The organism is Pseudomonas sp. R76 (genome assembly GCF_009834565.1).
Classification (GTDB): Bacteria; Pseudomonadota; Gammaproteobacteria; order Pseudomonadales; family Pseudomonadaceae; genus Aquipseudomonas.
Map to the genome: position 1 here is coordinate 5,519,739 of NZ_CP019428.1, position 12,374 is coordinate 5,532,112.

At 60.5% G+C, this 12,374-nt stretch carries 9 protein-coding genes and 2 tRNA genes; 7 read left to right on the forward strand and 4 right to left on the reverse strand.

The features are described from left to right. Positions 1 to 5: 5 nt before the first annotated feature. Positions 6 to 959 (forward strand): hypothetical protein, encoded by a 954-nt coding sequence (locus PspR76_RS24910; RefSeq protein ID WP_159959585.1) that lies wholly within the window; start codon positions 6 to 8, stop codon positions 957 to 959. Between the two features lie 129 nt (positions 960 to 1,088). Here the strand turns inward: PspR76_RS24910 and dinB are convergent, their stop codons facing one another. Beyond that, complete coding sequence (gene dinB, locus PspR76_RS24915) at positions 1,089 to 2,147, reverse strand: DNA polymerase IV (protein WP_159959587.1); 1,059 nt, start codon at positions 2,145 to 2,147, stop codon at positions 1,089 to 1,091. Between the two features lie 280 nt (positions 2,148 to 2,427). On the opposite strand from dinB, the gene PspR76_RS24920 reads away from it, so the two are divergent. The 4 genes from PspR76_RS24920 (at position 2,428) to PspR76_RS24935 (ending at position 6,996) form a co-directional block, all read left to right on the forward strand. Further along, positions 2,428 to 2,504 (forward strand) — tRNA-Met (locus PspR76_RS24920). A gap of 207 nt (positions 2,505 to 2,711) precedes the next feature. After that, positions 2,712 to 2,788, forward strand: a tRNA-Met gene (locus tag PspR76_RS24925). Positions 2,789 to 3,067: 279 nt separating this feature from the next. Continuing rightward, positions 3,068 to 5,710, forward strand: coding sequence for a bifunctional lysylphosphatidylglycerol flippase/synthetase MprF (gene mprF, locus PspR76_RS24930; protein ID WP_159959589.1), 2,643 nt, complete (start codon positions 3,068 to 3,070; stop codon positions 5,708 to 5,710). Next, on the forward strand, positions 5,710 to 6,996 hold the full coding sequence (locus PspR76_RS24935; RefSeq protein WP_159959591.1) for a virulence factor family protein: 1,287 nt from the start codon (positions 5,710 to 5,712) through the stop codon (positions 6,994 to 6,996). Before mprF ends, PspR76_RS24935 begins: the two co-directional genes overlap by 1 nt. 147 nt (positions 6,997 to 7,143) lie before the next feature. On the opposite strand, the gene recJ is transcribed toward PspR76_RS24935, so the two are convergent. Continuing rightward, entirely contained in the window at positions 7,144 to 8,853 is a 1,710-nt protein-coding gene (gene recJ, locus PspR76_RS24940) for a single-stranded-DNA-specific exonuclease RecJ (protein WP_159959593.1), read from the reverse strand. Between the two features lie 238 nt (positions 8,854 to 9,091). Further along, positions 9,092 to 9,634 carry a YaeQ family protein gene (locus PspR76_RS24945; RefSeq protein ID WP_159959596.1) on the reverse strand — a complete coding sequence of 181 codons (543 nt, stop codon included), beginning with the start codon at positions 9,632 to 9,634 and terminating at the stop codon, positions 9,092 to 9,094. Positions 9,635 to 9,783: 149 nt separating this feature from the next. Here PspR76_RS24945 and PspR76_RS24950 point away from each other — a divergent pair, with 149 nt between their 5' ends. Continuing rightward, entirely contained in the window at positions 9,784 to 10,983 is a 1,200-nt protein-coding gene (locus PspR76_RS24950; protein ID WP_159959598.1) for a CaiB/BaiF CoA transferase family protein, read from the forward strand. Then, positions 10,983 to 11,867: a TIGR02285 family protein gene (locus PspR76_RS24955; RefSeq protein ID WP_159959600.1), complete on the forward strand. Its 885-nt coding sequence runs from the start codon at positions 10,983 to 10,985 to the stop codon at positions 11,865 to 11,867. The genes PspR76_RS24950 and PspR76_RS24955 overlap by 1 nt, the downstream gene beginning before the upstream one ends. Positions 11,868 to 12,049: 182 nt before the next feature. Here the strand turns inward: PspR76_RS24955 and PspR76_RS24960 are convergent, their stop codons facing one another. Further along, the gene (locus PspR76_RS24960) at positions 12,050 to 12,334 is read right to left on the reverse strand and encodes a DUF3509 domain-containing protein (RefSeq protein WP_159959602.1); all 285 of its coding nucleotides are present in this window, start codon (positions 12,332 to 12,334) and stop codon (positions 12,050 to 12,052) included. Positions 12,335 to 12,374: the final 40 nt, after the last annotated feature.

Here is a 12,374-nt window from a genome sequence, read left to right on the forward strand (position 1 = left end):
AAGTCATGTTCAAGCGAAACACCAGAGCCCTGGGGGGCGCCGCCTTGTGCGGCGCCCTGCTGGTCAGCGGCTGCGCCAACCAGATGTCGCAACGCAGTGAGCACGAGGAGCGGGTCGAGCGCAAATTGCTCGACCACAGCCTGCAGATCGATGTAGGTGAACCCAAAGTGCTCGAACTGCCGCAACGCCGGGTTCGCATTCACGAGCAGAAGACCTTTGAGGTCACCGAATACGAAGTCACCCGCCGTTACGATCGCTACACACCCTACCAACCCTGGCGCAAAATCTACGAAATGCCCCTGGGCGCGGTCGCTTTAGTGGCGGGCGCGGGTGCCAACGTGGCGAATATCTTCGCCCTCGGCAACCTGCCCACCAGCATGACCCGCGACTGGCTGAGCTACGGCGTGGACGGCATCAACCCGTTCATGAACGTGCAATCCCACGGCCGTGCGCAACAGAACCTGGCGGGTATCGATGAAGTCCAGCGCGACAAACGCACGGAGTATTCGAGCCTGCCGTGGAGCGAACGCCCGGTACAGGTCACCGCCGGCAAGCAAACCCATGAGCTGACCACCGACCGTAATGGCGTCCTGCGCCTGAACCTGTTGGACAGCCCATTCGCCGAACAGGACCTGAACCGCATCAGCACCTTGAAGATCAGCGTGGAAGATGGCCAGGACGACGTCCATTCGGACTCGACCCTGGCGATCAGCAACACCCTGCGCGGCAAGTTGCTGGAAGCCCATGGCCTGATTTACGACGACCTGGAAGACGATGAAGTCAACCAGTGGGTGCACCGGGTCAAGCGCCTGTCGGAGCTGGGCCTGGAGGAGGAAGCCAGTGAACTGGAGCAGAGCCTGATCGAACTGACCCGCAATGATCCGGAGTTACAGCAGGAATTCCTGCAGGCACTGACCAAGGATGCGGGGCGGCTCGTCGCAGACCCGGGCGCTCACTGAGATTCCAGGCTGGATGAAAATCCAAATGTGGGAGCTGGCTTGCCTGCGATAGCGGTGTATCAGTTAAAGCATCAATAACTGACCCTCTGCTATCGCAGGCAAGCCAGCTCCCACAGTTTTTTCCGGTTTCTACCAGGGAAACTGAAGCTGCTCATTACCACTGCTCAAATCCAGCAACCGCACCCCAATCCCCAGCAACCGCACCGGCTTGCCGCCCCGATTGAACGCCTGGGTCAACAGCTGTTGATAACTTTCCAGGTCCCGCCCTGCCCCGGCCTGCTCCAAGGTGGTCTGGGTAAAGTCATGAAACTTCACTTTGACGAACGGCTTGCCCGCGCGATAGCTGCTGTCGATGCGCGCCATGCGCCCGGCCAGGGTTTCCATCAGCTCGGGGAGCTTTGCCAGGCAACTTGAGAGATCAGGCAGGTCCACATCGTAGGTGTTTTCCACACTGATGGATTGCCGACGGCTGTCGTTCTGCACCACACGGTCATCAATCCCACGCGCCAGGCTCCACAGGCGCTCGCCAAAACTGCCGAATTCACGCACCAGCGCCAGTTTGTTCCAGTCACGCAACTGCAGGCAGTCTTCAATGCCCAGGCGCGCCAGCTTGTCGGCGGTGACCTTGCCGACGCCGTGCAGCTTTTTCACCGGCAACTGGGAGACAAAGTCTTCGATCTGATCCGGGGTAATCACAAACAGGCCGTTGGGTTTTTTCCAGTCGCTGGCGATCTTGGCCAGGAACTTGTTCGGCGCAACGCCTGCGGACACGGTGATGTGCAACTGGTTGGAAACCCGACGGCGAATGTCCTGGGCAATACGCGTGGCGCTACCGCCGAAATGCGGGCTGTCGGAAACATCCAGGTAGGCTTCATCCAGCGACAGCGGTTCGATCAGGTCGGTGTAGTCACGAAAGATCGTCTGGATTTCCTTCGACGCTTCCTTATAAGCATCCATGCGCGGCTTGACGATGGTCAGGTCCGGGCACAGCTTCAAGGCGTGGCGTGACGACATGGCCGAACGCACCCCGTACGCCCGCGCCTCATAGTTGCAGGTGGCGATCACCCCTCGCCTGTCCGCCGAACCGCCAACGGCCAGAGGCTTTTGTGCCAGGCTCGGGTCGTCGCGCATCTCGATGGCGGCGTAGAAGCAATCACAGTCGACGTGGATGATTTTGCGCTGCGTCATATAAACAGAGGGTGTAATCCAACGGGTGGCCAGTATCGCACTCACCCCTGTATATAGCACCAGTAGTTTGATTCTTCCGCTTGAGTGGTAGGAAATTTCACAGATGAATTTATTTTCTCAATCGAAATCAGCCTTCCGATAGAGCCGAAACCCACGGCCAGACTGGCCCCGAGCCGTTCCAAACCCCGTCTTGGAGAGCTAAACGATTGAACCACAAGCGCTTTTCTTCAATTCACAGGTTGACACATCTGCGTTCCTCTGTAGAATGCCGACACACAGGCGCGGGATGGAGCAGTCTGGTAGCTCGTCGGGCTCATAACCCGAAGGTCGTCGGTTCAAATCCGGCTCCCGCAACCAAACATCAAAAAAGGCTACTCGAAAGGGTGGCCTTTTTTGTGCGTGCCTGTTTTTGCTATGTATGAAAATTGTAAGACAAAAAAGTCTTTGCCCTTCGCGCACTTACCGTGCGTAGCCGGTTCAAAACAGCTATTTCACACTAATTTGACCCATCAGCCCATTAACGGTTGACACCCCGCCGCTGGGCTGTAGAATGCCGCCCACAGACGCGGGATGGAGCAGTCTGGTAGCTCGTCGGGCTCATAACCCGAAGGTCGTCGGTTCAAATCCGGCTCCCGCAACCAAACATCAAAAAAGGCTACTCGAAAGAGTGGCCTTTTTTGTATCCGGTGAAAAAGTTCTTCTGAAACAATGGCATGGCATCTTTCATGAAACCCTGCGCGGTTTGTTGAGTCCATGTCTTTGCAAGCTATGCTCAATGCTCAAGCGCTATCCTCTACGACCAATGGCCGCAGTCGCCGCACCCGGCGATACGCGTTAATATTTGTAATTATTTTGTCCATAGGGATTGGTAACTTGGCTGGATACCTCCATCCTGTCGCGCACAATCCACGAGGTGATTGATGCGCGCCAACTCGTCTGAACCACAAGACACCGTCACAGCGACACAACCGATTCCACCCACCCGTTTGCGCTGGCTGGATCTGTTGAGTAAATACCGTCAGCCCATTGGGTTGGCCGTTACTCTGTTGCTGTTCGCAATCGCCCTGATCGCCTGCCGACACCTGTTGCTGGAGCTGGACCTGTACGCCCTCCACGACTCGATCCTGGAAGTGCCCAAGCCTGCCCTGCTCGGCGCGTTTGCGGCGGCGGTCGCCGGTTTCATCATTCTGCTCGGTTATGAATTCTCCGGCGCACGCTATGCCGGGGTGAAACTGCCGGCCAAGACCCTGGCGATGGGCGGCTTCACAGCCTTCGCCATCGGCAACGCAATTGGTCTGTCGATGCTCTCGGGCGGGTCGGTGCGTTACCGTCTCTATGCACGCCATGGCATCGGCGCTGCCGAAGTCGCCCACATGACCGTGTTCGCCAGCCTGGCCCTGGGCACCGCCCTGCCGCCACTGGCCGCGTTGGCCACCCTGAGTAATTTGCCAGCCGCCTCTACTTACCTGCATTTGTCCCAAGGATTGCTCGGCGGCATCGCCGCTGCAGTACTCGTGCTGTCCGCCGCGCTATGCATCGGCATTTATCGCCGTCGCCTGCCGGAGCAGCCCTACCCCGACAACCTGCTGGTCAAGGCCGGGCGCCGTACCCTGCGCCTGCCCGGTCGGCGCCTGACGTTCCTGCAACTGATCATCACCGCGCTGGACGTCGCCGCTGCCGCCACCGTCCTTTATATGTTGCTGCCGGAAGCACCGCCGTTCGGCCCGTTCCTGCTGGTGTACCTGCTGGCCCTGGCCGCCGGTGTGCTCAGCCATGTACCGGGTGGCGTGGGTGTATTCGAGGCGATTCTGCTCGCCGCCTTCGCCGACAAGCTCGGCGCCGCGCCATTGGCCGCCGCCCTGCTCTTGTACCGCATGATCTACGTGGTGCTGCCGCTGCTGATCGCCTGCGTGTTCCTGCTGGTCAACGAGGCCCAGCGCCTGTTCCAGACCCAGCAAAGCCTGCGGGTTGCCTCAGGCCTGGCCGCACCGGTGCTGGCCGTGCTGGTTTTTTTGTCCGGCGTGGTCTTGCTGTTTTCCGGCGCAACGCCGGAAATCGACTCACGCCTGGAAAACATCGGCTTCCTGATTCCCCACCGCCTGATTGACGCCTCGCACTTTGGCGCCAGCTTGATCGGCGTGTTGTGCCTGTTGCTCGCCCAGGGTTTGCGTCGGCGGTTGTCGGCCGCCTGGATGCTGACCATGGTGCTGCTGCTGACCGGTGCCCTGCTCTCGCTGCTCAAAGGCTTCGACTGGGAAGAAGCCAGCCTGATGATCATGACGGCAGTGCTGCTGGCGATCTTCCGGCGTTCGTTCTACCGCGCCAGCCGCCTGACCGAACTGCCGTTCTCGCCGCTGTACCTGGTGGCCAGCGTCTGCGTGCTGGGCGCCTCCATCTGGCTGCTGCTGTTTGCCTATCAAGACGTGCCGTACAGCCATCAACTGTGGTGGCAGTTCACCCTGGACGCCAACGCCCCACGCGGCCTGCGCTCGCTGCTGGGCGCGGCGGTGCTGTTGGTGATCGTGTCGCTGACCTGGCTGCTGCGCACCGCGCGCCCGGTGATCCACCTGCCGACGCCGGACGAACTGGAGCGCGCCACCAAGATCCTGATGGCCTCGTCCCAGCCCGACGGCGGCCTGGCGCTGACCGGCGACAAAGCATTGCTGTTCCACCCTAACGACGAAGCCTTCCTGATGTACGCGCGTCGCGGGCGCAGCCTGGTGGCCTTGTATGACCCGATCGGCCCGACTCAACCACGCGCCGAAATGATCTGGCAGTTCCGTGACCTGTGTGACATCCACCACGCACGCCCGGTTTTCTACCAGGTCCGCGCCGAGAACCTGCCGTACTACATGGACATCGGCCTCACCGCGATCAAGCTGGGCGAAGAAGCCCGCGTCGACCTGAAACGCTTTGACCTGGAAGCCAAGGGCAAAGAGATGAAGGATTTGCGCTACACCTGGAACCGTGGCACCCGGGACGGCTTGTCCCTGGAGATCTTCGACCCGGGCCAGGCGCCGATGGATGAACTCAAGGTCATCTCCGATGCCTGGTTGACCGGCAAGAACGTACGGGAAAAGGGCTTTTCCCTGGGCCGTTTCAGCGACGACTACCTCAAGCACTTTCGCATTGCGATCATTCGCTTCGAAGGGCGCCCGGTGGCCTTCGCCAACCTGCTCGAGACCTACAACCACGACCTGGCCAGTCTCGACCTGATGCGTGCGCACCCGGACGCGCCGAAGCTGACCATGGAATTCATGATGGTTGGCCTGATTCAACATTATAAGAACCACGACTACGCCCGCTTCAGCCTCGGCATGGTGCCGTTGTCGGGCCTGCAACCACGCCGTGGCGCGCCGTTGACCCAACGCTTGGGCTCGATGGTGTTCCGCCGGGGCGAGCAGCTGTATAACTTCCAAGGTTTGCGCCGCTTCAAAGATAAGTTCCAGCCTGACTGGGAACCCCGTTATATGGCCGTGCCCGCAGGACTTGATCCGCTGGTGGCACTGGCCGATACCGCCGCCCTGATTGCGGGCGGCTTGACTGGATTGGTGAAACGCTGATGATTCGACGCTCCTGGCGGTATGTATTGGCCTTTGTAGTGCTGCTCGCGCTGATCGCGGCGGGTGGCTTTTGGTACTGGAACCGCCCTGCCCCGCAACCGACCCTGGAACAACTGCCCCAGGCCGACGGTTCGGTGATGACCCGTGTCACCCCTGCCGGTTCGGCAAAAGCCCGTGTGGCTGTGGCCGTATTGGCCGATGCAACCTTGACCGACAGCCAGCTGATTGCCCTGAGCCAGGGCGGCTCTGCGCAAATCGTTCAAGTGATCCTGCCCAAAGACGACTGCAAGTTGCAGGAACAAGCGCTGCAAAGCGCCCTGGGCCAGCTTAAAGGCCCGGCGACGCTGGTCAGCGGCATCGGCCCTGGCGCAAGCCTGGCATGGCGCTGGTTGGCCGCACAGAGCGACGACAAGGCCAACGCCATCTCGGTCGGCTTCGCCATGACCCAGGAAGGCTGCAAGGACCCACTGCCGAAAACCGCCGCCCACGGCAATTGGCTGGTGGCATGGAACGACAACCCTGACGACGATGCCGCCAGTTTCGTGCGCGACACCCCGCGCGCCACCACCAGCATCAGCGACTACGACATTCATTACCCGCAAGTGCTGAACAACGAACTGCGCAAGCAGCTGGTGGGTTCGGACAACGGCGGCCTGGCGATTCCTGTGGTTGAAGTACCGGCGGGCCAAGCCAAGGACACCGTCACCCTGTTCCTCTCCGGTGATGGCGGCTGGCGCGACCTGGACCGCGACGTGGCCGGTGAAATGGCCAAGATCGGCTACCCGGTGGTGGGCATCGACACCCTGCGCTACTACTGGCAGCACAAGACCCCGGAACAGAGCGCCAAAGACCTCACCGAGTTGATGCAGCACTACCGGCAGAAATGGGGCACCAAGCGCTTCGTGCTGACCGGCTACTCGTTCGGCGCCGACGTACTGCCCGCGATCTACAACCGCATGCCGGAAAACGAACAACAGCGTGTGGACGCGATCATCCTGCTGGCCTTCGCGCGTACCGGCAGCTTTGAGATCGAAGTGGAAGGCTGGCTGGGCAACGCCGGCAAAGAAGCCGCGACCGGCCCGGAAATGGCCAAGCTGCCGGCTGACAAAGTGGTGTGCATCTATGGCGCCGAAGAAGTCGACGATAGTGGCTGCACCGACAAGACGGCGGTTGGCGAGGCGGTGAAACTGCCGGGCGGGCATCACTTTGATGAGAACTACCCGGCGCTGGCACAGCGCTTGGTGGACATCATCGTGAAGCATCAGGCCAAGGATAAGGCCGAGTAACTCCGGCCGCCCACAAAACTAAAGGTGGGCACTTCTGTGGGAGCTGGCTTGCCTGCGATAGCATCACCTCGGTGCAACTGAAAAACCGAGGTGCCTGTATCGCAGGCAAGCCAGCTCCCACATTTGTTTTGTGGTGGGGGCTGAGTTTTAGCGCGGTTCGATATGCGCAATCATCAACTGCACAGTTTCATTCCCACGAAACTCGTTCACGTCCAGCTTGTAGGCCAACTCCACCCAACGCACCGTCGGGTTCGGCCAGACTTCACGGTCTACACCAAACGCAATGCCATCGAGCTTCACTGACCCGCATTCGCTCTTGAGCACTACCTTCAGGTGCCGCTCCCCCACGACGCGCTGCTCGACCAACTGAAACACGCCGTGAAACAACGGCTCTGGAAAGTGCTGCCCCCACGGCCCGGCATCCCGCAAGGCGCGCGCCAGTTCCAGGTGAAACTCTTCCACCGCCAACGTACCGTCAGACAGCAGTCGGCCAGTCAGGTCTTCTTCACGCAGTTGCCGACGCACTTCAGCGTCGAAGGCTTCGGCAAACAGTGGGAAGTTTTCTTCGGGCAAGGTCAAGCCAGCCGCCATCGCGTGGCCGCCGTATTTGGCGATCAGGTTGGGATGCTGGCTCGCCACGACCGCCAGGGCGTCACGGATATGAAAACCCTGCACAGAGCGCCCTGAGCCCTTGAGCAGGCCATCACCGGCGTCGGCAAAGGCGATGGTCGGGCGGAAATAGCGCTCTTTCATCCGCGACGCCAGAATGCCGATCACACCCTGGTGCCATTCCGGGTCGAACAGGCACAAGCCGTAAGGCATCGACTCCACCGGCAAGTCCTTGAGCTGGGCGAGCGCCTCGCGCTGCATGCCCTGTTCGATGGATTTGCGGTCCTGGTTCATGCCGTCCAGTTGCGCCGCCATTTCCCGCGCGGCAGCGACGTCGGTAGTGAGCAGGCATTCGATGCCCAGGCTCATATCGTCCAGGCGCCCGGCGGCGTTCAGGCGTGGCCCGAGGATAAAGCCGAGGTCGGTGGAGGTGATGCGCGCGTGATCGCGCTTGGCGACTTCAAGGATCGCCTTGATCCCCGGCCGCGCACGGCCGGCGCGAATACGTTCCAGGCCTTGATGGACGAGGATGCGGTTGTTGGCGTCCAGGGGCACCACGTCGGCGACGCTGCCCAAGGCCACCAGGTCAAGCAATTCGCCGATGTTCGGCTGAGGCTTGCTGTCATACCAACCCAGGCTGCGCAACCGCGCGCGCAAGGCCATCAGCACGTAAAAGATCACGCCTACACCGGCCAGCGCCTTGCTGGGGAACTCACAGCCGGGCTGGTTCGGGTTGACGATGGCATCTGCCGCCGGCAACTCATCACCCGGCAAGTGGTGGTCGGTGACCAACACCTTCAACCCCGCCGCTTTGGCCGCCGCTACGCCTTCGACGCTGGAGATGCCGTTGTCCACGGTGATCAGCAACTGCGGCTCGCGCTGCAGCGCCACCGCGACGATTTCCGGGGTCAGGCCGTAGCCGTACTCAAAGCGGTTAGGCACCAGGTAGTCGACATGGGCCGCGCCGAGCAACCGCAGGCCCAGGGTGCCCACGGTGCTGGCTGTGGCGCCGTCGGCGTCGAAGTCACCGACGATCAGGATGCGCTGGCGCTGCTCCAAGGCCACCACCAGCAGGTCCACCGCTGCATCAATCCCCTTGAGCTGCTGGTAAGGAATCAACCGCGCAAGGCTCTTGTCCAGCTCGGCCTCCGACTGCACACCGCGTGCAGCGTAGAGACGGGTCAACAGCGGTGGCAATTCACCGAGAAACGGCAGGACAGCAGGCAACGGGCGAGGATCGATACGCATGGGGTGACGGAAACTTCTCTTCTAGTACAACGGTTAAACAACAATGCTGAAAACAACATGGATCAACTGTGGGATCTGGCTTGTGGAGAGCTGGCTTGTGTGGGAGCTGGCTTGCCTGCGATGCAGGCACCTCGGACTATCAGTCACACCGAGGCGATGCTTTCGCGAGCAAGCCCGCTCCCACACAAGCCCGGCTCCCACATCAAGCCCGCTCCCACACAAGCCGGCACCTACAGGGTCAACCGCGCTCGCCGGCCAGCCATTCCAGCTGGACTTCGTGCTGGCCACGGTCGTCAGTCACAAAAACCGTGCCTTCGCTGATCATCACGTCCCACTTGATCACCCGTGGCATGTCCTTGGCCAGGGTTTCCAGGATTTCCTGCGGCACGGCGGCGATGTGCACATTTTTCAGGTTTTTCGCCACCGGCACTACTTTGCCTTCCCAGACGCGCAGGCTGCCATAGGCCAGCAACGTGGTGCGTTCGGTGCGACGGGAACACCAGGTCAGGCGGTCCGCATCCGGCTGGCCGACTTCGATCCAGTGCAGGACGCGGTCATCCAGGCTTTTTTCCCACAAGGCTGGTTCGTCTACATCTGACAGGCCACGACCAAAAGCCAGCTGCTCGTTGTAGAAAAGGGCGTAGGCCAGCAGGCGCACAGTCATGCGCTCTTCGGTTTCCGAAGGGTGGCGGGCGATGGTCTGTTTGACGCTCTCGTACACCGAACGATCGAGGTCGGTGAGGTTGAGTTCGAATTTGTAGGTCGTGGACGGCTGGGCCATGAACGGGCTTCTAGAGACAGGGAAAGGCGGCCAGTCTAACCGATGGTGGGGCCAATCAACGAATACTGCACTGCATCATCCTTATCCCTGGGCCGCTCGCCTATGTTAAAAGGCATCACACCACCGCCCTGCGCTTGCTAAGGATCCTCATGTCGTTTAATGCCAAACCGCTTGCCGGCCTGAAAGTCATCGAACTGGGCACCTTGATCGCCGGCCCGTTTGCGTCACGTATTTGTGCCGAGTTCGGGGCCGAAGTGATCAAGGTCGAATCCCCGGACGGCGGCGACCCACTGCGCAAATGGCGCAAGCTGTATGAAGGCACGTCACTGTGGTGGTTCGTGCAGGCACGTAACAAAAAGTCGCTGACACTCAATCTCAAGCATCCGGATGGCCTGGCGATCCTCAAACAGTTGCTGGCGGATGCCGACATCCTGATCGAGAACTTTCGCCCCGGCGTGCTGGAAAAACTCGGCCTGAGCTGGGAAACCCTGCATGCCCTGAATCCCAAGCTGGTGATGGTGCGTCTTTCAGGTTTTGGCCAGACCGGGCCGATGAAGGACCAGCCGGGGTTTGGTGCGGTGGGCGAATCGATGGGCGGCTTGCGCTATATCACCGGTTTCGAAGACCGACCGCCGGTGCGCACCGGGATTTCCATCGGCGATTCGATTGCCGCCTTGTGGGCGGTGATCGGCGCGCTGATGGCGCTGCGTCATCGTGAAGTCAACGGCGGCCTGGGCCAGGTGGTGGATGTGGCGCTGTATGAAGCCATTTTCGCCATGATGGAAAGCATGATCCCGGAGTTCGATGTGTTCGGTTTTATCCGCGAGCGCACCGGCAACATCATGCCCGGCATCACGCCGTCGTCGATCCATACCAGCGCCGATGGCAAGCATGTGCAGATCGGTGCCAACGGTGATGCGATCTTCAAGCGTTTCATGAGCGCGATCGGCCGTGAGGACTTGGCCAATGACGCGCAACTGGCCAGCAATGATGGGCGCGATAGCCGCCGCGATGAGCTGTACGGCGTGATCGACCGCTGGGTCAATTCGCTGCCGCTGGACCAGGTCGTCGAGCAGCTCAACACGGCAGACGTGCCCGCCAGCCGCATCTACAGCGCTGAAGACATGCTTGGCGACCCTCAGTTTCTGGCGCGGGAAATGTTTCTCAAGGCCCAGTTACCGGGCGGCAAGGACTTCAAGATGCCGGGGATTGTGCCCAAGCTCTCGGACACCCCCGGCAGTTGTGAATGGGTCGGCCCGCAGTTGGGCGAGCACAACAGCGTGGTGCTCAACGCGTTGGGCTATGACGCGCCAGCCATTACCCGCTTGCGTGAGGATGGCGCGATCTGATGGCTCGTCCGCGCAAGCGCCGGCTCATCCATCTGTACCTCGCCGGCGCGATGTTCGGCGTATGGCCATTCTTTGCGCACGCCGAGGAAACCTTGATTTGGCTGCTGCGTGACTTGCCGCCCATCACCATTTTCGAGGGCCCTCAGAAAGGCCAAGGGGCGCTGGACCAGTTGCTGCCGATACTCAGCGAGCGCCTGCCGGAATACCGCCACACGGTCATGCACGTCAACCGTGCGCGCGGCATTCAAATGTTGCGCTCGCCCTCCCTCACCTGCGACCCGTCGCTGTTGTGGACCGCGGAACGCGCCAAGTACGTGGTGTTTTCCAAACAGGCATTTGTGGCGGTGGCCAATGGGGTGACCATCCGACGCAGCCAGCAGCAAGCACTGGCGCCGTTTATCGTCGAGGGCCAATTCGACCTGCAAGCCTTTCTCGACTCCCATAAGGCACGGATCGGCGCAACCGCCGAGCGCAGCTATGGCCCTGTGATCGATGAACAGCTCAAAGGCGTTGACTCACACACCTTGGCACTCCATTACGGCAATGACGCCCTTGGGAGCCTGCTGCAAATGCAGCGCTTGGGGCGATTGGAAGCGGTGTTGGGCTATTGGCCAGAAATTCGCTATCACGCCAAGCAACAGGGCATCGCCGCACAAGACCTGATGTTCTACACCATCAAAGGCTCAGCGCCTTACCAGCGCACGCATATCGGTTGCTCGGACACGCCGCAAGGCCGCCGGGCCATGACGCGCATTGACCAGGTACTACGCGAGATCCCACAGGCGCAACTGCAGCAATCCTACGCCTCATGGTTGGACCCGGGCATGCGTGAACAGTATTTGCGCGACAACCCGAGGTTTTTCCAGGATTCCCCCGAGCCCTGAGCAGCCACAGGGTAAATCGCAGGCAAAAAGAAACCCCGAAGAGTGGGGAGACACTTCGGGGTTAAACGTGGCCTACAAAGACCAGTACAACAAGCCACAAACACCGGAGCACAATGTTTGCTCTTGCTGTTACAAAATCTGACCGGCCATGCTGTAGGAAGTTTCGCCGATTAAATTTTTCTTCATGCGACGGCAGCGCCACGCGTCTGTGCAGCGTTACGCAGGGCCGCGATGACCGAGGGTTCCAGGCGACCTTCGGCGATTTTCAGGTCGCGCAACAGGCAATCCACCACATCCACCAAAACGCGCTTGTCGGTCAATTGTGCGCGGTCGACTTCACGCTCGACAACGATGGCACCGGCCGGATTCTTCACGGTCACCAGGCACTCGTCCTGCACACCCGAGGTGGTCAACGTAACCTGATAAGGGCTCAGTGCTTCTTCGAGCAATAGGCTGATATTTTCCATCTCGATCACCACTCAATAGTTCGGGAACAATCGTTTCAAC